We start from the raw sequence: 23832 nt of genomic DNA on the forward strand, positions 1-23832 counted from the left end.
GGCTTAAAGAGGCCTAAAAAGGCTTAGTTCGGCTTATAAAAATCAAAAACATGCTTTCAAAACTTTTCGGCTTCGACCCGTCGAAGCACAACATCAAGACTGAGGTGATGGCTGGCATCACCACCTTCCTCACCATGGCGTACATCCTTGCCGTCAACCCGAGCATCTTCAGCAACCTCGCTGACAAGGGCATGGACACCAACGCGGTGTTCACCGCAACGGCACTCGCAGCCATCATCGGCACACTCGCCATGGCTATCTACGCCAAGAAGCCCTTCGGACTGGCACCGGGCATGGGCTTGAACGCCTTCTTCGTGTTCACCGTCTGCCTCACCATGGGCTACACATGGCAGTTCGCGCTCACCGCGATACTCATCGAGGGCTTCATCTTCGTCGTACTAACGCTGACAAAGGTGCGCACACTCATCGTCGACGCCATACCGGCTTCGGTGAAGCGTGCCATAGGTGCCGGCATCGGACTCTTCATCGCCTTCATCGGACTGAAGAACGCCGGCATCATCGTCGAGAGTTCTGCCACCTTCGTCACCATCGGCACCATGACCGAAGGAACAGCACTGCTCGGCGTGATTGGCATCGTGCTCACCTCGGTGCTCGTCATCAAGAACGTGCCGGGCTCGCTGCTCATCGGCATCCTCGCCACAGCACTCATCGGCATACCGATGGGCGTAACCAACTTCTCGGGCGTGGTGGACACACCGCCGTCGGTGGCTCCGCTGTTCTGCCAGTTCGAGTTCCACAACATCTTCACGCTCGACATGCTCGTGGTGGTGTTCACCTTCCTCTTCATCGACATGTTCGACACTATGGGCACGCTCGTGGGCGTTTGCACCAAGGCGGGCATGATGCAGAAAGACGGACGCATACCAGGTCTGAACAAGGCGTTCATGGCTGATGCCGTAGCCACAATGGCTGGCGCGTGCCTCGGCGCAAGCACCACTACTACCTACGTGGAGAGTGCGGCAGGCGTAGCGCAGGGCGGACGCAGCGGTCTCACGGCGTTCTCTACGGCTGTGTGCTTCGCCGTGGCTATGTTCTTCGCTCCGCTGTTCCTCTCCATACCGGCTGCAGCAACCACTCCGGTGCTCGTCATCGTGGGTCTGTTCATGCTCACACCTGTGAAGGACATCGACCTCGACGACTATGCCGAGTCGATACCGGCGTTCATCACCATCGTGATGATGCCGCTCACGTACAGCATCTCCGACGGCATCCTCTGCGGTGTCATCTCGTACGTGCTTATCAACATGCTCTGCATGAACTGGAAGAAGCTCAACCCCACGCTCTATGTGCTGGCTGCGCTGTTCATTATGAAGTACATCTTCATCTAACTCGGGGATGTGTCAAAACAAATACGCAACAAAAAAAGCGAGGCTTTCGAGCCTCGCTTTTTTTATTGATGTATTTATGTTTATTGTCGTTTGCTCAATCGGCGAACTGTTTAGATATCGTCTGGGTCGTCAGCCCAGCTATCGAAGTAGACTCTTGATGCCGAGTATGCACCTCCCCAGGAGTCGCCCGAGCTTACTGACTCACTACCTAATGTACCTGAGACACTCGTTCCGTCCTCTTCTATTCCGTAGGAGCCAGCCATGATTGTTGTGCAACTCATTTCAACAACGTTTATTTTAGGGGCAGTATAGATTTTCTTAGTCATGATTTTATTGTATTAGGTGTATTTTATTTTGTATTAGGTGTATTTTATTGTATCAGGCAGAAACTACTTCACCAGCACTTTCTTGCCATTCTGTACATACACGCCGTGCAGACCTTCGAAGCTTGTACCCACGAACTGGCCCTGCAGGTTATAGATGCGGTTGTCGGTAGGCTGCTCAACAACAGTGGTAAGCTCGTCGATAGCGGTTGTTGCGCCGTCGATGTTAGCACGCAGAGCTGCGAAGTTGGTGCCTTGCGGAACGATGAAGAACGCACGCAAGCCCTTCATCTTTGCGGTTGTAGTTCCTAATGGCTTATAGAACTTGTTACCGTCGCCGAGGAAGAGGTTTGTTCCATCGGTAGTGAGGTCGGTCTTCACACTGTATATGCCCTGCATAAAGTAGCCGTTGGCACCTACCTGCTTAGCTGCTGTCGCCTCGATATTCACGCCTGTGAACGAAGGATTTACCACCTCCTTAGTAGGCTTCACGATGTAAGGCTTGCCAGCCTCGATGCTGGTAGAATGAGCGAAGTTCATCACTGTGCCCTCCATAGAACCAAAGGTGCACACCTGAGTGCCCTCACCAAACTTCTCCTTTATTACGTCAGCCGAAATTGTGAACGGCACACAGAACGTATTCCAATATTCCGGGCTCAGTGTGCGCTCAAGCTGCACGTCAACATTGTTCTGAGAGTTGAATGACACCGTAGCTGTCTCACGCAAGATGTTGTCAGAATAAGTTTGCGCAGGAGCATAGTCATTAGAAGCCAACTGTATTGTGTATGTACCACTACAAGCTTCGTTGTTAGCACCAATCTTTATATTCTTTTGCGAGAGGAGTTTTGACAAACAAGTAGCATTGTGTTTTGACAATGTGTTGCCTAAGTACAGACCATCTTTTGTGTATCTAAACACCAATGGGTTGGTATAAGGTTGAGGGTCTGTATTAGAATTATCACCTTCGAGAACATAACCCTGTATTTTTGTTGCACTCTGATTATAGAAAACAGATCGTCCAGTATTTAAAGTCCAACCAAGCTCATCGTCAGCACCAGTAACACAAAGTATCATACGAGGATGCGTCGTCTCAGCATCGGCAGCATATACTCCATTAAGGTCAACTGTAACAATGAGCTGCTGTGTATTCCAATCGATAGGTGTTGTAACCTCCCATGGAGTATTCTTAGTTGCCTTCCAAGTGGTCTGACCGTTATAAGTAAGGTTTGTAGAAGTACCTGTTGGAATTGTTGTGGATGTTATGACAGCATTATTATTGGCAATCTCTACCTCCGTAAATAGCCAAAGACTACCTAAGTCATTATTACCACCATCCGTCCAGTTACCAATAGTATGATTAGTGTTCTGATCACCGCCAGCATAGAAGTTCAAATAATTATTAGCAGCATTGCCAGCAGCATTGTAAGGCTGTATCTGCACACCGTTTACACCGCCTTTTGCGGCATTAGTGATGTAGAACTCGCTGCGCTCGCTTTTCTCACCATTAGAAACGAAGTCCTTACCTACCGTATAAGTAGCACTCGTAGTGTACTTAAGCCACTTTTTAGCACTATAGTTATATATGTAATAAGCGTTTGCCTTACCGCTAACTTCATAAAAAGCAAACTGTGCATAGTCAGAAGCTGCGAGTGTACGATACAGGTTACTATTAACATAATCACCATTTGCATTACGCATCGTGAATACGTGTTCTGGTGTCGTCTCGTTTGTTGAGGTAACGATTCCTGAAGGCGCGGTCTTGCTCACCACTTTCACCGACTTATATGTACCATGCATTCTGCCGCTTCCCTCCTGACTTGCAAAAGTCAAGTTCGAGTTATTAAGCAGTTCGGTGAGGAAGGTAGCTGTGAGTGTGGTTGAATTACCATTAACAGTAAGACCATTTTCGTTATCAATCTCGATTGTGATGTTGGTCTTGTCGTAAGAAGAACCCAAAGTTATATCCGGCTTAAGGTTGTTTTTACCAGTAAATTTATTACCACGCAATTTCAGTTGTGTACCATTACAATAGACATGTACAACAGGTGTAGGAGATTCCCATCCAACATCAGACGTAGTCTGCGGACAAAGATCAAAAACATTGTCCGGATTCTCATTACCTCCCGATGGTGCCGTCGTACAATTAGTGACATCAACGATAATCTGCAACTTCTGCGTTGTCCAATCAATGGTAAAATCGGAATAAAATTTGCTTCCGTTTGGGCTATAATTTATAATAGGGAGTGTTTGGGGTTGTCCGTTTCGAGCTAAAGTTTTACCCCCCCCCGATAAAAAATAGCAATGCAAAGATTGCAATGATTTTGTTTAAGCTAAAGGTTTTCATATTTAAGCTATTAAATTGTTATATATTTTTAGTTATTTATACGTAGTTTGTACTATTGTTTAGGTATGTCTGAGTACGAGCGACAAAATTAAGCAATTATTTTTTATGCACAAAAGAAAAACAAAACAAAATGTTTCTGCACCTTATTTTTAACATTACAGCATCCGCATCGGTCGACGCAGACATCCGCATCGGTCGGCGCAGACGTCCGCATCGGTCGGCGCAGACGCTAAATGTAACGCTTCGGCTTTTCTTTAATAATGTTCGCATGTCTAAATATTAATTAAATAAGGTGGCGGTTACGTCGCCAATACGCAGAATTGTTGTACTTTTGCCGAGCAATGAAGAAATTAACACTCATAACACTTATCGCCTTGACGCTCGCTTCGTGCGCCAAGACCGACGACGAGCAGGCACGCGAGATGCTCACACGCATACATACGCTCTACGAGAGTGGCAACTACCGCGCCACGCTCGACTCTATCACACTGCTGCGCGACCGCTACCCTGCTGCCATAGAGGTGCGCAAGGAGGCACTCGTGGTGTGGCAGAACGCATCGCTGAAGATGGCGCAGGCGGACGTGGCAGCCACCGACGTGCTGCTGCAACAGACGATAGCGCAGCTGGACACCACGACCAACCGCTACCAACGCAACATGCTCGGCGTGAAGCGCGACTCGCTGCAGGCGCGATACGACGCCATGTGCGGTGTGGTGAAGATGATCAGGATGCGACAGAAGAACGAACAGAACAAAACGGAGAAGTAAGCGCAGAAGCAGTAAAAATACGACTACGTTTGCTCAATTCATAAGTTTTTTGTATTTTTGTGCCGATTTATGGATACTACAAAGACAGAAGAACAGTTTAAGAGAGTGATGGACGAGTGTCGCACGCTCTTTGCGAAGAAGCTCCATGACTATGGGGCTTCGTGGCGTATATTGCGCCCGTCGTCGCTCACCGACCAGCTTTTCATAAAGGCAAAGCGCATACGCTCGCTCGAGACAACGGGCACTTCGCTCGTTGGCGAAGGCATACGCCCGGAGTTCATAGCACTCATCAACTATGGCATCATCGGACTGATACAGATAGAGAAGGGCTTCGTAGACACCGTAGACATAACGCCCGACGAGGCTCTCGCGCTCTACGACGTGCACGCCAAGGAGTGCCTGGAGCTGATGCTGCGCAAGAACCACGACTACAACGAGGCGTGGCGCGACATGCGCATCAGCAGCTACACCGACTTCATACTGACAAAGATACAACGCATAAAGGAGATTGAGGGCTTGGACGGCAAGACACTCGTGTCGGAAGGCATCGACTCCAACTATATGGACATCATCAACTATGCGTGCTTCGGAGCGATAAAGATGGCGGAGTAATGCAGAAGCTAAGGATTACAGCCGTAAACGTCTGCCGGTTCGTGCTCGCTGCCACGTTCATCTTCTCGGGATACGTGAAGGCTATCGACCCGTTAGGCACGCTCTACAAGCTGAAAGACTACGCCGCAGCGATGTCGCTGAACGGGTTGCTGCCCGACTGGATGCTCGTCGGCGTAGCGATAGCTTTGGGTGCACTGGAGTTTGCGTTGGGCGTGTTCATGCTGTTCGCCGTGCGCCGACACGTCGTATCGCGCATCACGCTCGCCTTTATGGCAGCGATGACGGTGCTCACGCTGTGGATATTCGTAGCCGACCCTGTGAAAGACTGCGGCTGCTTCGGCGACGCGCTGAAGCTGACCAACGGCGAGACGCTGCTGAAGAACATAGTGCTCGCAGCGTGTGCCGCACTCGTGGCATGGCGACCGGTGGACATGGCGCGCTTCATATCGCGCTCCAACCAGTGGATAGTGCGCTACTACACCGTGGCGTACATCGTCATAACAAGCGTCTACTGTCTATATACGCTGCCCATCTTCGACTTCCGACCCTACCACGTGGGCATGAACATAAAGCAGGGCATGGAGATACCGGAGGGCGCAGAGCAGCCGGAGTTCGAAAGCACGTTCCTGCTGAGAAAGAACGGCGAGACGCGCGAGTTCACGCTCGACAACTATCCCGACTCGACATGGGAGTACGTAGACACCCGAACGGTGCAGACAAAGAAGGGATACGAGCCACCGATACACGACTTCGCGCTGACCTCATGCGACACGGGCGAGGACATCACCGAGCAGGTGCTCACGAAGAAGGGCTACACCTTCCTGCTCGTATCGCCCCGACTGGCAGTGGCTGACGACAGCAACTTCGGCGACATCGACCAGATATACGAATACGCGGAGGAGAACGGTGCCGACTTCTACTGCGTGACGGCATCAGCCAACGACGAGATAGAACGCTGGCGCGACCTCACGGGAGCCGAATACCAGTTCTGCAACGCCGACGAGACAACGCTGAAGACAATGATACGCAGCAACCCGGGGCTGATGCTGCTGAAGGACGGCACGATAATAGACAAGTGGAGCCACAACGCGCTGCCACAAACCGACGACCTCACAGCCCCACTGCAGCAGCTCACAATAGGCAAAGCGCAGAACGACAGCACCACAGAGCGTCTGCTCATCGTGCTGCTCACGTTCTTCCTGCCACTCTCGGCACTCACCTTAGCCGACCGACTGTGGGCTTGGTCGAAATGGATTAGAAACAAACAAAGCAATAACAGAATATTTAATCTTTTTAAAACAGAAAAGAAAATGAGAAAGAAAATTGTAGCAGGTAACTGGAAAATGAACATGAACCTGCAGGATGGCGTTGCTCTCGCAAAGGAAATCAACGAGGCACTTGTAGCTGACAAACCTAACTGTGAGGTTATCATCTGCACTCCGTTTATCCACTTGGCTTCTGTAGCTGGCGTACTCGACTCTACAGTAGTAGGCCTCGGCGCTGAGAACTGCGCAGACAAGGCTAAGGGTGCTTACACCGGTGAGGTTTCAGCAGAGATGGTAAAGAGCACAGGTGCTCAGTACGTTATCCTCGGCCACTCAGAGCGTCGCCAGTACTACGGCGAGACAGCCGAGATTCTGAAGGAGAAGGTAGACTTGGCACTTGCTAACGGCTTGAAGATTCTCTTCTGCTGCGGCGAGACTCTCGAGGAGCGCGAGGCAGAGAAGCAGAACGAGGTTGTAAAGGCAGAGCTCGAGGGCTCAGTATTCCACCTCGACGCAGAGGCTTGGAAGAACATCGTTATCGCTTACGAGCCAATCTGGGCTATCGGTACAGGCAAGACCGCTACATCTGACCAGGCTGAGGAGATGCTCGCTTACATCCGCTCTACAGTAGCTGAGAAGTACGGCGCAGAGGCTGCTGAGGAGACATCTATCCTCTACGGCGGTAGCTGCAAGGCAAGCAACGCTCCTGAACTCTTCTCTAAGCCGAACATCGACGGTGGCTTGATCGGTGGCGCTTCGCTGAAGTGCGCTGACTTCAAGGGCATCATCGACGCTTGGAAGAAGTAACACACCGAGGGGGTGCCAACCCACCCCCTCACTTGTAAACTCGTCAACCAACAAAGCTATGAAACGTCTTTTTATTCTCTCATGTCTCATCGTCTGCATCACTGCCATCGCACACGCACAGACCTACACCCAACACCTGCAAGAGAAGACAGCAGGCAAGGGAAGCGTGATTGTGACACAGAGCGAGGAAATAGACAAGCTGGTGAACACAGCTAACGTAAACCCTAAACAGCAGGAGGCAGCAAACAAACCTACGCAGCCCACAGTAAAGACAAACAAGCATCAAGAGCACGAGGGTGCAACCCACAACCACACACCGCGACACGAAGCCACTACGCAGCACAGCAGTGACACTGAGGCAACCGCTACGGAGCCAGAAGTGGACACAAGCAAGAAGGTGATGCGCCGTGCGTACAAGACGAACGGCTACCGAGTGCAGGTGTTCGCCGGTGGCAACTCACGCAACGACAAGATAAAGGCACAGCGGGCTGGCAACGCGGTGAAGGCTGCGTTCCCAAGTCAACCGATATACGTACACTTCTACTCGCCTCGCTGGCTATGCCGCATGGGCAACTACCGCACATACGAGGAGGCAAGCGCCATATTGGAGCAGGTGAAGAAGTTGGGATATAAGCAGGCGTGCATCGTGCGCGGAAAAATCTCAGTTGCATATTAGAAATTCAAAATTCAAAACTCAAAATGGATACTCCAGAATTCAGAGAGGGCTTGGACGACCTTGCCTCACACTATAAAAGCATTATCAATCTGCTGGGCGAAGACACAGAACGCGAAGGACTACAGAAGACACCGATGCGCGTGGCAAAGGCGATGCAGGTGCTCACACGCGGCTACTCGCAAGACCCACAGAAGGTGCTCACCGACGCACTCTTCAAAGAAGACTACAGCCAGATGGTGGTGGTGAAGGACATAGACGTGTTCTCGCTCTGCGAACACCACATGCTGCCGTTCTACGGCAAGGCACACGTGGCGTACATACCGAACGGCTACATCACCGGACTGAGCAAGATAGCACGCGTGGTGGATATCTTCTCGCATCGCCTGCAGGTGCAGGAGCGACTCACGCAGCAGATACGCGAGTGCATCGAGCAAACGCTGCACCCACTCGGCGTGATGGTTGTGATAGAGGCAAAGCACATGTGTATGCAGATGCGCGGTGTGGAGAAGCAAAGCTCTATAACCATGACGAGCGACTTCTCGGGAGCATTCGAGCAGGCGAAGACGCGCCAGGAGTTTATGAATCTCATCAACTCCGACTCGCACAAGTTCTGAAGCCCCACCCAACCCTCCCCGTCGGGGAGGGCTTAGAAGGCATAGTTCGGCTTAGTTAGGCTTAAAACCCTCGGCTTAGAAAGGCTTAAAGAGGCTTAGTTAGGCTTAAAAACATTCGACAAAACAATTAAAATTCAAAGAAATGAAAACCACAAAAAGCTTCATTTTATCTGTTGTGGCATTGTTCGTTGCAACATTCGCACTCTCATCATGCTTAAATGATGACAACGACTACAAGGTGCCCACAAAGGAAGAACAGGCAAGCTATCAAAAATTGATGGCAGGTACATACGGTTCAGTGGTACGCTTCTACTACCAGAACTATAACAAAGCTGTGAAGTACGACTCAATCAAGCACTACAGCTGGAACGTGACCGCCGACTCAACCATCACCATGCGCGACTTCCCCGTATGCAAACTCGACTCGGCTATCTTCATTCCGAAGAACGACAACAGCACAAGAGCACAAGAGCTTGCTGCGCTGCGCACAGCAATACATGAGTCGCAGAACACCGTGGAGAAGTTCACCTCCAAATACTTCGTGCCAAACACAAGCTACCAACATCAATATGGCTATAAATTTGCGGTGTACCCGAAGACAATCAAGCAGAGCTTCGTCTACAATGGCAAGGCGCACGACGTGTACTTCATCTTCGACCTCGCAGGCTACATCGGCACTTATGCTTCAAACAGCTTTGTCGACAAGATATTCGAGTATAACATGGTGCTCTCGGGCATCTGCGTAGACGAATACAAGGAGAGCAACCTCATCTCAGACATATACTTCCGCCAGGTTCTGATGACCTGCACAACAAAATAAAGACGAACTATATGAAGTTCATTTCATGGAACGTAAACGGACTCCGCGCTTGCGTGCAGAAAGACTTTGAAGAGTCTTTCCGCACGCTTGACGCGGATTTTTTCTGCCTGCAGGAAACAAAGATGCAGGCAGGACAACTCGACTTGCAGTTTGAGGGTTACACATCCTACTGGAACTATGCCGAGAAGAAAGGCTACTCGGGCACGGCTATCTACACGCGACACACACCGCTCAGCGTGACGTACGGCATCGGCATTGATGAGCACGACCATGAGGGCAGAGTGATAACGCTTGAGATGGAGGACTTCTATCTCGTGACGTGCTACACACCGAACTCGCAGGACGGACTTCGCCGTCTCGACTACCGCATGAAGTGGGAGGACGACTTCCTGCAGTACATCAAGGGTCTGGACGCAAAGAAGCCGGTGATAGTGTGCGGCGACCTGAACGTGGCGCACGAGGAGATTGATCTGAAGAACCCGAAGACGAACCGCAAGAATGCGGGCTTCACCGACGAGGAGTGTGCGAAGATGACCGCTTTCCTCGGCGAAGGCTTCATCGACACCTTCCGCACGCTGCACCCCGACGACCCTACCTACTCGTGGTGGTCGTACCGCTTCAAGGCGCGCGAGAAGAACGCGGGTTGGCGCATCGACTACTTCATCACGTCCGAACGCCTGCGCGAGCGCATCACCAGTGCCGCCATACACAACGAGGTGTTCGGCAGCGATCACTGCCCGGTGGAACTTATATTGGATTGAAAATACTTAGCTATATGCCGCATGAATGGTGTCGTGAACACGTCATGCGGCATATTGCGATAATCGTATCGACGTATGCACTGCGATATGTACAGACGAGAACGCGCTCGCGAGAGGGCTACGTAGAACTTGCGTGCATCCTCAGCCAGGAGGCGCGGGTTGTTGCGACTGTAGAAGTTGGGCATACGTCCGTCGACAGCGTCGAAGATGATGACGTTGTCGAACTCCAAACCCTTCGCCTTGTGTATTGTCGTGACGAAGATGCGCTCGTCGATGCTACTGCTTCCGCAGAGGTCGGCTTCCTTCAGCGTACTTATCTCCATGGCGTGGTTGGAGAGTTGCTCGTAGAGCGACGGCTCCGCTGCGCTATCAATCATATCCTTAGAGAGATAAGCCGTGACGTAGCGCAAGCCGCTAATCGGCTGTATCATGTTGTCGGCAAGGAGCGCGTCGTAGAAGCGTTGCAACTCGGCAACCAACGCCACCCTATTCTCCATAGCCGCCGCATCCGTCGCATTCTTATCCTCGGCATACGCCGCCTTAGGGGGTGCACTTGTCTCAAGTGCACCAACAAAGCAAGAGGTAACCTCATCTCTTACATACATACGCTCGCAAGCCGAACGATATATCTCGCCGTAATTGCGGCGCAATATATCGACACGCTGACGCACACGGGCATCGCTGAGGAACGTGCGCTGCTCCTCTACCCTTTCCTTTGCTTGTTTGTAGCAATGCACGACGACGCTGCGCGTTGCGTTCACGTCGTCATCGGCAAGGTGCGAGTTCGTACCCTCCAAGCCGAGCACCGTGAGCAGCGACTTCAGCTTGTGCTCGCGCAGCTCGGGATGCAGCAGTCGTACAAGGCGAAGCGAGTCGAGATAGTCGGCGTGCGACTCGTGCAGGTCGCACTCGGGTGCGTAGCGGCGCAGGTTATGGTCGAGGATGTGCCAGTCGTAGTCGGCATTGTGTCCGAGCAGGCGGCATCCGTCGGCATACTCCATGAACATACGTAGTGCAGCGTGGTGCGAGAGCAGCGTGTGATGCTTGCGCTCCTCGATGATGGGGTTGACAATGTCGCCAAGCATGGCTGGTATCTCGCGGTCGGTTTCTACGTACACGCAAAACTCGGAGCCGGGCACGACCACGCCGTTGCGCATCTTCACGGCAGCAATCTGAAGGATATCATCCTCAAAGACATTCAATCCGGTGGTCTCGGTGTCGAACACAACGATGGTCTGCTCCTCGTAACTGCGCACAAAACGCTGCAAGTAGGTGGCGACGACGTTTTGCCCGTCAGCCTCGTCTGCGGCAGAGCGCAGCAGGTCGGACGGCAGGATGGCACGGTCGAACAGAGTACGCACGAAGTTGCGGGCTGCGGCATTGCTCTCGTACACGCCCACACCCTTCACAAGGCGTGCCCACGCAAGGAAGTTGAACTCGTTGTTGAGCACAGCGAGATGCGCAAGCAGCAGCTTCAGTTCGGGCGAAGAAAAGAGGTCGGAACCCGACACCTTGAAGTGTCCGATGCCACGGCGTGTGAGTTCGTCACTGATATCCTCTGCGTCGCGGTTGGCATTGACGATGAGCGCGGTGGTCGACTCGGGGAACATTGTGCGGAGACGGTCGACAAACTGCACGCAGTCGCGCACCTCGTGCTCGTAGGTCTCGCTGTAGAGCAATGCCAACTCGTTGCCGAGCAGTGGGACGTGCAACTGCAGTCCGGCATCGGGCAGCAGCGCAGGGTCGATATGCAGCTCTTCGGCTGCGAAGGTGTTGAAGATGTCGAGCAGATACTTCGGCGAGCGATGGTTCACCGAGAGGTGATGCAGTTGGCAAGCCGACTGCTGCTTGAGTGCGGTAAGCGTGTCGAGCTTTGCGCCCATGAACGAGAAGATGGCTTGCTGCTCGTCGCCGAGGAACATCACCGTGCGGTAGGCACGTGCGGTGAGGAGCTTTATGATAGCTAACTGCAGCTGGTTGAGATCCTGCACCTCGTCCACCTGCACCCACGTGTAGCGTTTGTACTCGGTCTGTGCTGCGTCGGCGTTCAGCGCATCATAGGTGAAGAGCAGCAGGTCGTGGAAGTCGAGCAGGTTGTTCTGCTTCTTGTACTGATGATACTGTTGCGCCAGCTGCATCTTGCGCAGTAGGCGGTGGATTATCTGATAGTCGCCATAGTCGGCGGTGTCGGCAGTGGTCAGGTCGCGATATGTCTCCACATTATTATATATGTCGACCATAGCCGCCGCGTCGAACGCGCAGCCACGCACGCTGCAGATGCGCTGCATCGCCTTCACGTCGTCGGCATTGATGCAGTCGGTGTTGGTGCGCAACGCTTTCGGATGCCCCATAGCAATCTGGTGCATCATGCTCTCAAGGTGGAATATCACGGAGTACTCGCGTCGGCGCTTGAAGTCGCCAAGCACCGAATATTCGTCCTCGCCCATGTATCGCGCAAGGATAGAGATGGCATCGTCCTCATCAATGACGCTCGACTCGGCTGCTATAAGCCCGTTTCCAAACAGAAACTTCGAGCAGAAGCGGTGGACATTGCCCACGAACACGTCGCCGACACTACTGTCAGCAATGTTCGCATTGATGCGCTCGAGCATTCCGCGCGCTGCACGGTTGGTGAACGTGAGGCACAACATATCGGCATACGCCACCCCCTCAACATCGTGGGCACGGCGTATGCGCTCTGTCAGTATCTGCGTCTTGCCACAACCAGGCGATGCAAGCACAAGATGAAATCCACCCTGCGCCTCTATCACCTCGCGCTGGCAAGCGTCGGGAGTAAAGTTCTGGTTAAGAAAAGACTGCATGTTCCACTTCATTCTTCAAAAAAGATGACACATAGCCAACACTCTGAAAATAAAAACCTGTGGCTGTGTCCTGCAATCGTTCAAAGGTCTCGGAGGTATAAAGCACATCAAGAGCCTCGGACGGAGTGTAACCATACGTGGACATCAGCCAATCAGCCAATTCCACAGTCAGTTCGTCCTTCATTATCTTGATCTGTTCCGGATTTAATCGTGTCATAAAGCTTTGAGTTTTTGAAGGGCTTTTCAACCCTCATATTAGAACCGTGATACAACTTCATTGCAATTTTCCTCCGTTAAGTCTACAAACCTCAGACACCGCATCTACAGAATCTTCGAACGAAAAAGTATGCAATATGCCATAATGATTGTAGAAATAATCCAATCCTTTGAAACGCTTCAGATAGTTGTACGCTTGCTTGGGCATAATGCCAAACTTGGCAGCAAACTCGCTGACAAGGGCTATAGTGTACCCAACTGTATTATGGTCTTCCTTTGACATATCTATCCAAATTTAAACTTATTAGGTATATTGCAAAGATACATAGCATTTTCCTATCCTCAAAATAATATTTATAAAAACAATCTATATAAATACAAATTGAAACCTTTATAGAATAAAAAATCCGATAAAAATAGATGTACCTCTATTTTTATCGGACAATACTATAAAACAATCTGACTTCTACTCAAACTCCACGCTACCGAAGAAGTCGGGGCGATGGAAGTCGGGTTTCGGAAGGTCGATGGGGAAGAACGAGAGGAAGTGAGGGTGAGGCAGTTTGTCGCCGCACTTGTACACATTGCCCTTCACCTTCAAGCCGTCGAACGACGGGAGCGAGTGCTGATAGTAAGCCTCTACGGGCACAGCAAGGCAGAGCTGCCATGTGCGTTCGCCGGCGATGTCGTCGAAAGGAGTGCGTCCCATTGAAGACCAGCGATCAATCTTGTCGAGCACTGCCTGCGGAGCACGCTCGCGTCCCTCGCGCTTAGCACCAAAGCCAATGAGCAAGGTGCCTGCTGCGTTGCACTCGAGGTTGTAGTAGGTGCCGTCGGCTACGGGCGAGAGGAAGAGCTCGCAACATGAGTCTTCCCAAACGTTGCCATCGTCGTGCGGAGCAACTGCGCGCACACATTCCTCGGTGACGCGGCAGTTGATGAGCAGCTGCTTGCCGTTGTGAGCCATGCGTACCTCCATCGTAGGACGGTAAGGGAAAGTCTCTGCCCAGCAGTGGTTGCCCACAGCCACGAAACCAATGTTAGCATCATCGAGCACGCGGCAGATGTCTGCTGCGCTGACAGAAGTAGCTGAGAGTTTCTTTATTTCTAATGTATTTGCCATAATTTTAAAAGTAAAGAAGTAAAAAAGTAAAAAAGTAAAAAGAACTTTCTTTAGTTTCAAAACATAGAAGTTTTTGAACAAAGATGAAAAGTAAAAAGAAAAAGAGTAACAGAGTAAGAAGCACTTTTTACTTTTTTACTTTTTTACTCTTTTACTCTTTTACTTTTAAAATTCCTTTTTTACTTTTTAAAGGTTGTTCTTCTCGATATCCTTGAAGTAGCGGTATGTGCTAACCTTGAGCTCGTCTGTAGCAGCCTCGTCAGCTACGATGATGCCGTGCTGGTGGAGCTGAAGAACAGAGATAGTCCACATCTGTGTAACCGGACCCTCAACAGCTGCCTGAAGCGCGCGTGTCTTGTTGTGACCGTTTACAAGGATCATCACCTCGCGAGCTGACATCACTGTGCCAACGCCTACTGTGAGGGCTGTTGTCGGCACCTTGTTAACGTCGTTGTCGAAGAAACGAGAGTTGGCTACGATAGTGTCAGTTGTAAGAGTCTTCTGACGTGTGCGTGATGTGAGTGAAGAACCCGGCTCGTTGAATGCGATGTGACCGTCAGGACCGATACCACCGATGAAGAGATCGATGCCGCCTGCTTCCTCAATCATCTGCTCGTAGTGAGCGCACTCTGCCTCGAGGTCCTCTGCGTTGCCGTTGAGGATGTGGATGTTCTCCTTCGGGCAGTCAACGTGGTCGAAGAAGTTCTTAGCCATGAATGAGTGGTAGCTCTCCGGGTGCGACTCAGGCAGACCTACATACTCGTCCATATTGAAAGTAAGGACGTTCTTGAATGAAACACGACCCTCCTTGCAAGCCTCAGCCAATGCGCGGTACATACCGATTGGTGAAGAACCTGTAGGTAAACCGAGAACGAACTTGTGATCGGGTGTCGGGTTGAACTTGTTGATACGCTCAATAACATGCTCAGCTGCCCACTTTGAGAGCTGGTCGTAGTCCTTTTCAATGATTAATCTCATAGCGATAATTATTTAGTTGATTAAATTTTCAAGTTTAATAAGGGGGCATGTGTGTGCTGTTGTTAATTACAACTGCGCGTACTGATTATTGTTTATAAAACGTGCCCCGACATCTCATCGGGGCACGTCTGTGTTTGTTTGTAGTAGTAGTTGTAACTAAATAAGCAGTTATAAGTTAGTTGAAAATCGGTTTCTTCTAACATATTACGATGCAAAGTTACGCATTTAATTTATAACCCCCAAGTGAATGAGGCAAAAATGCCGATTTACATCAAGAATTTAAATGTTTGTTACAACTACACGTATGTCTCAAGGAACTTGACATTGCCCTCAACCTTCAGTGTCTCGGTTGTAGCCGGAACGAGGATGCTCTCGCCGGCACGCAGCGTTGTGACGTTGCCCTCGTTGTCGGTGATGGTGCCTTCGCCCTTCAAGCCGATGAGGATAACGAAGCTGTCGAGCTCAGAGTAGTCGATAGTCATCGGCTCGTCGAGATCGTAAACGGCTGTGTTGAAGTAAGGACACTGCACGAGCGATACGCCCTGGTTCTTCTCCGGCGTGTACTCTGTGCGGTAGTTGCTCTCAACGTTGTAGTTGATGCACTCTGCAGCCTGCTTTGTGTGCAGCTCGCGGTAGTTGCCGTCCTTGTCCTTGCGCTTGAAGTCGTAGATGCGGTATGTCACGTCGGATGTCTGCTGTATCTCTGCGAGGAAGCAGCCGGTGCCGATGGCGTGGATGCGACCTGCGGGGAGGAAGAAGCAGTCGCCTTCCTTAACGTCGTAGCGTGAGATAGCGTCGCAGATGGTGTCGTTCTCCACCATCTCTGCGTACTGGGTGGGAGTGATTTGCTGCTTCAGACCGCAGAGCAGTGTAGCATCAGCATCCGACGGGAGCAGATACCACATCTCGGTCTTGCCGCGCTCCTTGCCTTGACGCTTTGCAAGCTCGTCGGTAGGATGCACCTGTATAGAGAGGTCCTGGCGTGCGTCAATGAACTTGATGAGCAACGGGAACTCGTCGCCGAAACGCTGATAGTTAGCCTCGCCTACGAGCTTGCCTTTCAGCTCGTGTACGAGTTCGTTGAGCTTCTTGCCTGCGTACTCGCCGTTGGCAACTACTGTCTCGTTGCCTGGCACGCCAGAGATTTCCCAACTTTCGCCTACGTTTTCCTGCTGCACGTCGAGGTGCTTGAACGGAATAATCTTCTCACCACCCCAGATGGTTGACTTAAGGAGTGCATTGAACTTTAATGGTTCCATAGTGTATTTGTTTCTGTTGTTTTGTTGTATTATAAGTGTTCTATTTAATCGTCCTCGCCGAACAACGGGTCCTCAGGCATAACCATAACCGGCTTCTGCTCGAACTCCTTCTGCAAGTTCTCGGGTACGTACTTCTTGTCGACTACAAGACGGAACATGTACTCGTTGAACCAGCGGTTAGACATGATGAGGCAGCCCTGTGCGCCGTTGTTCGGACCCCAGCTGTTCTCCACCTTCCACTTCAACGGATTGCCGTCCTTGTCGAGGTCTACGGCTACGAGGGTCATGGCGTGGGTCGATCCGCTGTCGAATGTAGCGATGCGGTCAGCCTTGTTCATCGGGAATGTTGTAGAGAAGAGCGAAGCGTAGTCGAAGTTCTCGGTGTCGAGATAGCCAAGCTCGCGGTCGAACTGCTTGCCAACATCGTAAGACGAGTACATCTTCTTGCCATCCTTAAGCGAAGCGATGGCGAGCTTTGCTATGTCCTCCATCGGCAGGTTGAGATACTTCCAGTTGGTGCCGTCGTACACGTGGCGGTCGTACTCCACCTCGTATGTCTTGTGATACGGACGGCGCGGGTCGTTCATAACCATGATGAATGTGCCAGCGAGCTTGTGACCTACTGTCTCGTTATAGAACTCAAGCGGAGTGTAGCGACGCGGTTCGCCCACAGGCTCGCCACAACGGTTGCGGAACTGGTATGTGAACTCCTTCACTGGCTCGCCCAATGCCATGGCAAGCATACGATAAACGGTTGAGAGCATCTCTGTCTTGCGTGCGTCGATAGCCTGCGCTTTCTTGCCGTCAGCCACCATCTTGCGAAGCTCCAAGCCGTACTCGCGGAGCTTTGAGGAGATGAGCGACGAAATCTTGGATGTGTTCTCAGCAGAGAAGGTCTCCGGCTGCACCGACTTAGGCACGAGTCCGTATTTCGGAGCAAGGTCGGCTGCGCCACAGAATGTGCCGCCATCGTTAAGCGGGTTCTTGAAGAAGAACTGTACACGAACATCGTCCATAGGTTTCTTGGCGTTGTCGATGACACCCTGCAGCATGAGGTTCGCTTTCTCCAACTGGTCGTAGAAGAAGAGATAGTCGTGAGAGAACTCCACCGAAAGCGAGTCGGCGTGGTGGCGTGCGAAGTCGGCACGGAACACGTTGAAGCTCGAGAACATCCAGCAACGTCCCGAACTCTTCTGGTCGTGGATAGACTGTTTTGTGGTTTCTACGCTAAAGTGTGTGTCGAACGTATTGCGGTTTGAGAAGTTCTTTGCGAGGTTGTCAATACGGTTGGAAGCCACGGCGTTGAACAGAGCCTTGTTCGTAGCGGTTGAACCCTGCGATTTCTCAATCTGCTGAAGCATCGAGGCTGAGATGCCGCCCTGCTTCTGTGCGCCTGCGGTTGTGGCAAGCGCGAGGCATAAGCCTAAAGCTAATGTCGTTTTCTTCATTTTATGTATTTGTTGTTAATGTTATTATATGGTGAGGGGGTGAGGGGGTGAGATGGTGAGGGGGTGAGGTGTTGAGATTAGTTGGTGATGTTGTAGCATCCGACGTATTGTCGAGGAACTTTTCGAGGTCGCTGACGATGCGACGGTATTGCTCCGATGCCACATAGCCCACGTTGCGGCGCAGACTATACTCCACGCTGCCAACGCTCGACGTGTAGCACGAGAGTTCGTTGCGTTGCTGCGTAGCGTGTACGCTCTGCCTGCTTATGTCGCGCTCGCGTTCGCGCACCAGCGTGTTGCACACCTTCTTCATCAGTGGCACAATCACCTTGTCGAAGAGGTGATGACCTTGTATATATAGGTAAGTTTCGGAAGGTACGATGCCAAGCTCGCGCAAAGACTCCTTCACCTTCAGATAGCTCTCCTTAGCACCTGGGTGTTGGCTTTGCAGCGTCTTCACCTTGTGAGCCACACGGCGACGCAACTGCGCTATCGCAGCCGAGGCGTTCTCGGGCGACAGACTGCCCATCTCTATCGACCGGACGAAGTCGGAGATGGTGAACCGACGTTCTGCAGCGTTGCGGTATGACCACACGTTCCACACGAAGAGCGGGAAGATGGTTGTGGAGAAGTCGGCAAGGAACGCTTCGAAGTCGAACTTCTGCGCATCGTTGAGCGTGACGGCTACGCACACGTTGTGCAGCGACGGGGCGTAGCACTGCATGTTTTCTATAGCGTAAGCGTAGGAGTGGAATATGTAGGGGTTTTCGAGTATCGTCTTCGACGAGAACGTTGCGCCCTGCGCCACATAGTCGTAGTCGGCATCAACGCACGCTATCATGTTCTTGCCCACTCCGCCCGTAGCTATCATGCTCATTATCGCAGCCTTCTTGCCTCGCTCCAGGTGCTCAAGACGCGAAGGCAGCAGCACCTCAAAATAGCGTTCCTCGTTCTCAAAGCGTGTGAGAACGGAGCGCCAAAAGAATATGTCATCGTAGCTCTCCACATAAGCCACGATGCGTCGGCGTGCCTTCTTCGAGTTCAGACGGTTTGCCGCTCCTATGTATTGCGATGTTATGCAATCTGTAAGACGCTTGCCCATTTTCAATCTGTTATATCCGACACTTCTGTCACGCAATCAGCCCAGCCGTTCATTATCACCGCCGGCGAATGGGTGGTGAGAATAATCTGCACGTTGGGGTTGAGCGTGAGGATCAGGTCGATGAGACGTTGCTGCCAGTCGATGTGCAGGCTCACCTCCGGTTCGTCCATGAACAGCACGTATGGCTGCTGATCTTCCACGAGCACGGTGAGCAGTATGACGAGCATCTGCTTCTCGCCACTCGATAGCTGGTAGGGCGTTAGCGTCTCGCCAATCTGCGAGAAGCGTATCTCGTTCTCCGTGCGCACTATCTTCTTGCCGGTCTGCGAGAAGAGATCGTCGATGAGGTTCTGGAACGTGGTCTTCGGTGCGGAAATCTGCTGCGCCTGAAGTGCTGCGTCAGCCTCGCCGCTCTGCAGGCTGGCGATGATACGGTTGCCTATGTTCACCTGATAGTCGAGATACTTGCGCTGCAGGAAGAACAGCTGCAGATCGAGCTCGGTGGTGAGGTCGCTCAGCGCGGTGTTCAACTTGCCCACAGCGTCGAGGTTCAGCAGCGGACGGTCGAACGAGCGGATGACATCGTAGCGTATCCAGCGTGCATCTTCCGGCTCAACGGTGAGGCGAACGCCTTTGAGCATGTGGCTCGGAAACTCGCCACCTGCCGACAATCCTCTAATCACCTTATTTAATATAGTACTCTTACCGACACCATTGATGCCGCTGAGGATATTCACTTTACGGTCAAGATTCCACACGATGTGACGCTTACCGCTCCACAACGAGTCGATTTCTATCTGCTTTATGTATTCGGAATATTTCATAGAGTTAGCTTTTTGTCTATACTTATCTACACTTAAGTATTCTTCAGACAAAGATATAAAAAAAAATCTACACCGCTAACATTTATTCAACAATTAACATTACAAGTTGCCACATCATGTAAATATATTCATTTTAAACTATGATATTTGCTTGTTTATTATTGTTAAATAAGCAAATATAACACCAAGAAGATGCAAAAGTATGAATTATTTGCCGTATATTTGCACCCTAATATAATAACAACAACAAGGTATCTATTATTGAACATTATGAATTTATACAAGTTTGACAGTGTCGCCATTAGTCCGAGCGACGTTATATCCCTCCACAAACAAGAAACATGGGAACTCACCTATGTAGTGCACGGCAGGGGAACACGCACTCTTGGCGACGAAACAAGTGAATTTAGCGATGGCGACCTTGCTTTTATTCCGCCGCACATCCCCCATTGCTGGACATACGACAACCATTATACCGACGAATGCGGCAGAATAGAATATGCCACATTGTCGTTCAAGACTGAGTTTATCGACCGCTGTGCGAGTGCTTTCCCCGAGATTACGGAACGCTTAGAACAGCTCAAATCAGTTTCTTCTGTCATCACATTCAGCGGCAAGACGCTTGAAGAGATGACCGAGATGATGCTTCGTATGCGTACAAAGAAGATGTCGGAGTTGCTGCCATACATCTTCCGCATCATCTTGCTGCTCTCTAAGCACGAGAGCGATGGTATAGTAATCGGTCGTTTCGCCGAAACCGACCGCACGTCCGACCGCATCAATAAGGTGAAGGAGTTCTCGCTGGAGAACTACGCAAGCTCTATCACCATCGACATGATAGCCAACCACGTGGGCATGAACCGCTCGTCGTTCTGCACCTTCTTCAAGAAGGCTACGGGACAGACCTACATCACCTATCTCAACAAGCTGCGTGTCGACCGCGCGTGCTCTCTGCTGCGCGATGGTAAGCTCAGCATCACCGATGTCTGCTACATGGTGGGATTCAACGACGTGCCTTACTTCAACCGATGCTTTAAGAACAACCGTGGCATGTCGCCGAAGGAGTATGCCGACGGAGTGATCACACAGCGCCAGGTGATCAAATCAAGAAAGAAAAAAGACTAACAACAAAATAAAGCTAACAATCAAAAAAACTCATGACTACTCTAACCATTATGATTATTGTGGCGTTCGTGCTCGGCTATGCGTGTATAGCTACCGAAAGCCTGTTGAAAGTGAATAAGGCAGCCATTGCGTTGCTGATGTTTGTTGCGTGCTGGACGCTCTATATGTTCGACCCGATGCAGTATCTCACCGCTATACACGGGTACACTGGCGACCTTAGCGGTATGGCAGCAGCAGTGACTTCTATCATTCAGGAGCACTTGGGCGACACCTCTACAACGCTGTTCTTCCTCATGGGAGCTATGACTATCGTAGAGATTGTAGACCAGAACGGTGGATTCAACTGGGTACGCAAGGTGATGAAGACCAACTCTAAGCGCACGCTTCTGTGGCGCATTGCGTTCCTTACCTTCATCCTTTCAGCCATACTCGACAACCTCACAACGAGTATTGTGATGATCATGATTTTGCGCAAACTCGTCACCGAGCGCAACGACCGACTCATCTACGCCTCGCTCGTCATCATAGCAGCCAACTCGGGTGGCGCGTTCTCGCCTATCGGCGACGTAACGACCATCATGCTTTGGAACAAGGGGCTAATCACAGCGGTTGGAGTAATCAGCGAGATACTCGTACCGTCGCTTGTGTCAATGATTATCCCGGCGTTCATCCTGCAGTATCAGCTGAAGGGCGAACTCCACATGCCGGAGATAAAGGAGGGTGCTGACGCTTCTGTTGGCGACTTCACCGAGCGTCAGCGTAAGGCTGTGTTCTGGATTGGTGTAGGCGGTTTGATGTTCGTGCCGGTGTTCAAGAGTATCACACACTTGCCTCCGTTCGTAGGTATTCTGCTCGTGTTGGGCGTGCTGTGGACAACCACAGAGTTGTTCTACCGCCACTTGCACCGCGGACACGATGACGAGGGCACACAGAAGCGCGTTACCAACTTGCTCTCGCGCGTAGATATGTCTACCATTCTGTTCTTCCTCGGCATCCTCATGGCTGTTTCGTGCCTCTCTGAGGTGGGCGTGCTCACCGCTTTAGGCGACGGTCTGAACACCTTCTTCAACGGCAACCACTACCTCGTGACGGGCATCATCGGCGTGCTCTCGAGCATCGTCGACAACGTTCCGCTCGTTGCCGGTTGCATGGGTATGTATCCGGTTGCTCCTACGGGCGACATGGCTGTCGACGGCATCTTCTGGCAGCTGCTCGCCTACTGTGCCGGTGTGGGTGGTTCGATGCTCATCATCGGTTCGGCTGCTGGCGTGGTAGTAATGGGCTTGGAGAAGATCACCTTCGGATGGTACATGAAGCGCATCACATGGATAGCATTCGTGGGCTACATCGCAGGTATCATAAGCTACTATTTCATACGCACATTCGTATTCTAAACGCCCCTAACTTTATAAAATCAATGTATAAATAAGGGTTCATTGGAAATAAAGAAACTAATAAACAACTCATTAAAGGTAAGTCTGTCGATAATGCTCGGCGGACTTATCCTTTACTGGATGTACCGCGATTTCGACTTCAAGACCGTGGCTGACACGCTTATGCACGGCATGAACTGGACTTGGATGTTGCTATCGTTCCCGTTCGGCATACTTGCACAGATGTTCCGCGGATGGCGCTGGCACCTCACTCTCGAACCTATCGGTGAGAAACCACGCACATCGACGAGCATCAACTCGATATTCCTCTCGTATGCCGTCAGTCTCATAGTGCCGCGCATCGGCGAGTTCGCACGCTGCGGCATACTGCGACGCTACGACGGAGTGTCGTTCCCGAAGGCATTGGGCACGGTGGTCATGGAGCGAGCCATCGACTCGGCTCTTGTCATGCTCATCGCCCTCATTACCTTTTTTCTACAACTGCACGTCTTCAACACGTTCTTTACCGAGACGGGCACCAACCTCGAGTCAATCCTCTCTAAATTCTCTGCCGCCGGCTACGCCGTGACTGCCGTTTGTGCGATAGCTGTGCTCATACTCGCATGGTATCTGCTGCGACGTTTCGCCATATATAATAAGGTGCGCGACATGATACGTGGCATCTGGCAGGGCATTATGTCCATACGCACCGTGAAGCACCCGTGGCTCTTCATGGCGTTCACGGTAGGCATCTGGGCGAGCTACTTCCTCCACTACTATCTCACGTTCTTCTGCTTCGAGGCTACGGCACACTTAGGTATGGCGTGTGCTCTCGTCACGTTCATCGTGGGCAGCATAGCGGTCATCGTGCCTACACCTAACGGTGCCGGTCCGTGGCACTTCGCGGTGAAGACGATGCTCATCCTCTACGGCGTTGGCGACGTGGACGCACTCAACTTCGTGCTCATCGTCCACTCCGTACAGACGCTCCTCGTCGTAGCACTTGGCGTGTATGCGTGGACCGTTTTGTCCTTTACCAGGACAAAAGGTGGTGTGATGGTGTGATGTTGATGTGGTGAGATTTGTTGAGTTGATGTGGTGAGATGTTGATGTGTTGACATATGCATTTGTCACCATCTCAACACCTCAACATAACAACACCACATCTCAACACCTCAACAACATATCTCACCATCTCAACACCTCAACACCTCAACACCTCAA

At 51.3% G+C, this 23832-nt stretch carries 22 protein-coding genes; 11 read left to right on the forward strand and 11 right to left on the reverse strand.

Going from position 1 to position 23832, the window contains the following annotated elements:
- Positions 1-50 precede the first annotated feature (50 nt).
- A complete protein-coding gene (locus HMPREF0673_RS10335) occupies positions 51-1349 on the forward strand; it encodes an NCS2 family permease (RefSeq protein ID WP_007901940.1) in 1299 nt (432 codons plus the stop codon).
- Between the two features lie 110 nt (positions 1350-1459).
- On the opposite strand, the gene HMPREF0673_RS10340 is transcribed toward HMPREF0673_RS10335, so the two are convergent.
- On the reverse strand, positions 1460-1630 hold the full coding sequence (locus tag HMPREF0673_RS10340; protein ID WP_157591697.1) for a hypothetical protein: 171 nt from the start codon (positions 1628-1630) through the stop codon (positions 1460-1462).
- Positions 1631-1738: 108 nt separating this feature from the next.
- The gene (locus tag HMPREF0673_RS13495) at positions 1739-3628 is read right to left on the reverse strand and encodes a hypothetical protein (RefSeq protein ID WP_050804992.1); all 1890 of its coding nucleotides are present in this window, start codon (positions 3626-3628) and stop codon (positions 1739-1741) included.
- Positions 3629-4357: 729 nt separating this feature from the next.
- On the opposite strand from HMPREF0673_RS13495, the gene HMPREF0673_RS10350 reads away from it, so the two are divergent.
- From HMPREF0673_RS10350 to HMPREF0673_RS10380, 7 genes are all read left to right on the forward strand, one after another.
- Positions 4358-4783: an outer membrane protein assembly factor BamD gene (locus tag HMPREF0673_RS10350; RefSeq protein WP_007901945.1), complete on the forward strand. Its 426-nt coding sequence runs from the start codon at positions 4358-4360 to the stop codon at positions 4781-4783.
- A 69-nt stretch (positions 4784-4852) separates the two neighbouring features.
- On the forward strand, positions 4853-5395 hold the full coding sequence (locus tag HMPREF0673_RS10355) for a DUF1599 domain-containing protein (RefSeq protein ID WP_007901947.1): 543 nt from the start codon (positions 4853-4855) through the stop codon (positions 5393-5395).
- Positions 5395-7467, forward strand: coding sequence for a BT_3928 family protein (locus HMPREF0673_RS10360; RefSeq protein ID WP_007901949.1), 2073 nt, complete (start codon positions 5395-5397; stop codon positions 7465-7467). The genes HMPREF0673_RS10355 and HMPREF0673_RS10360 overlap by 1 nt, the downstream gene beginning before the upstream one ends.
- Before the next feature lie 58 nt (positions 7468-7525).
- On the forward strand, positions 7526-8143 hold the full coding sequence (locus HMPREF0673_RS10365; RefSeq protein ID WP_007901950.1) for an SPOR domain-containing protein: 618 nt from the start codon (positions 7526-7528) through the stop codon (positions 8141-8143).
- A gap of 23 nt (positions 8144-8166) precedes the next feature.
- A complete protein-coding gene (folE, locus tag HMPREF0673_RS10370; RefSeq protein WP_007901953.1) occupies positions 8167-8757 on the forward strand; it encodes a GTP cyclohydrolase I FolE in 591 nt (196 codons plus the stop codon).
- 142 nt (positions 8758-8899) lie between these two features.
- Complete coding sequence (locus HMPREF0673_RS13500) at positions 8900-9577, forward strand: DUF4840 domain-containing protein (RefSeq protein ID WP_007901955.1); 678 nt, start codon at positions 8900-8902, stop codon at positions 9575-9577.
- 11 nt (positions 9578-9588) lie between these two features.
- Positions 9589-10338, forward strand: a complete 750-nt coding sequence (locus HMPREF0673_RS10380) for an exodeoxyribonuclease III (RefSeq protein ID WP_007901956.1) — start codon at positions 9589-9591, stop codon at positions 10336-10338.
- Here the strand turns inward: HMPREF0673_RS10380 and HMPREF0673_RS10385 are convergent.
- The 9 genes from HMPREF0673_RS10385 to HMPREF0673_RS10425 all read right to left on the reverse strand — a co-directional run bounded on the left by HMPREF0673_RS10385 (position 10308) and on the right by HMPREF0673_RS10425 (position 20110).
- Complete coding sequence (locus HMPREF0673_RS10385) at positions 10308-13172, reverse strand: 3'-5' exonuclease (protein ID WP_245544251.1); 2865 nt, start codon at positions 13170-13172, stop codon at positions 10308-10310. The genes HMPREF0673_RS10380 and HMPREF0673_RS10385 overlap by 31 nt on opposite strands.
- Positions 13144-13377, reverse strand: a complete 234-nt coding sequence (locus HMPREF0673_RS10390; protein WP_007901975.1) for a hypothetical protein — start codon at positions 13375-13377, stop codon at positions 13144-13146. The genes HMPREF0673_RS10385 and HMPREF0673_RS10390 overlap by 29 nt, the downstream gene beginning before the upstream one ends.
- A gap of 57 nt (positions 13378-13434) precedes the next feature.
- Positions 13435-13659: a DUF3791 domain-containing protein gene (locus HMPREF0673_RS10395; RefSeq protein WP_007901976.1), complete on the reverse strand. Its 225-nt coding sequence runs from the start codon at positions 13657-13659 to the stop codon at positions 13435-13437.
- 183 nt (positions 13660-13842) lie between these two features.
- Positions 13843-14499 (reverse strand): carbohydrate-binding family 9-like protein, encoded by a 657-nt coding sequence (locus HMPREF0673_RS10400; protein ID WP_040596802.1) that lies wholly within the window; start codon positions 14497-14499, stop codon positions 13843-13845.
- A 186-nt stretch (positions 14500-14685) separates the two neighbouring features.
- Entirely contained in the window at positions 14686-15477 is a 792-nt protein-coding gene (gene nagB, locus HMPREF0673_RS10405; protein ID WP_007901982.1) for a glucosamine-6-phosphate deaminase, read from the reverse strand.
- Between the two features lie 296 nt (positions 15478-15773).
- Positions 15774-16736, reverse strand: a complete 963-nt coding sequence (locus tag HMPREF0673_RS10410; RefSeq protein ID WP_007901985.1) for a type I phosphomannose isomerase catalytic subunit — start codon at positions 16734-16736, stop codon at positions 15774-15776.
- A gap of 44 nt (positions 16737-16780) precedes the next feature.
- Positions 16781-18184 carry a C1 family peptidase gene (locus HMPREF0673_RS10415; protein WP_007901987.1) on the reverse strand — a complete coding sequence of 468 codons (1404 nt, stop codon included), beginning with the start codon at positions 18182-18184 and terminating at the stop codon, positions 16781-16783.
- A gap of 1 nt (position 18185) precedes the next feature.
- Entirely contained in the window at positions 18186-19286 is a 1101-nt protein-coding gene (locus tag HMPREF0673_RS10420; RefSeq protein WP_007901990.1) for a DUF4435 domain-containing protein, read from the reverse strand.
- Positions 19287-19288: 2 nt separating this feature from the next.
- Positions 19289-20110, reverse strand: coding sequence for an AAA family ATPase (locus HMPREF0673_RS10425; protein ID WP_007901992.1), 822 nt, complete (start codon positions 20108-20110; stop codon positions 19289-19291).
- Between the two features lie 270 nt (positions 20111-20380).
- Here HMPREF0673_RS10425 and HMPREF0673_RS10430 point away from each other — a divergent pair, with 270 nt between their 5' ends.
- From HMPREF0673_RS10430 to HMPREF0673_RS10440, 3 genes are read left to right on the forward strand one after another with little or no spacing between them, the layout of a single operon-like run.
- Complete coding sequence (locus HMPREF0673_RS10430) at positions 20381-21235, forward strand: AraC family transcriptional regulator (RefSeq protein ID WP_050804993.1); 855 nt, start codon at positions 20381-20383, stop codon at positions 21233-21235.
- A 32-nt stretch (positions 21236-21267) separates the two neighbouring features.
- Positions 21268-22629 carry a sodium:proton antiporter NhaD gene (nhaD, locus tag HMPREF0673_RS10435; RefSeq protein ID WP_007901994.1) on the forward strand — a complete coding sequence of 454 codons (1362 nt, stop codon included), beginning with the start codon at positions 21268-21270 and terminating at the stop codon, positions 22627-22629.
- 42 nt (positions 22630-22671) lie between these two features.
- On the forward strand, positions 22672-23673 hold the full coding sequence (locus HMPREF0673_RS10440) for a lysylphosphatidylglycerol synthase transmembrane domain-containing protein (RefSeq protein WP_040596803.1): 1002 nt from the start codon (positions 22672-22674) through the stop codon (positions 23671-23673).
- The last annotated feature ends 159 nt before the right edge of the window (positions 23674-23832 follow it).

This window comes from Leyella stercorea DSM 18206, from assembly GCF_000235885.1.
GTDB lineage: Bacteria > Bacteroidota > Bacteroidia > Bacteroidales > Bacteroidaceae > Prevotella > Prevotella stercorea.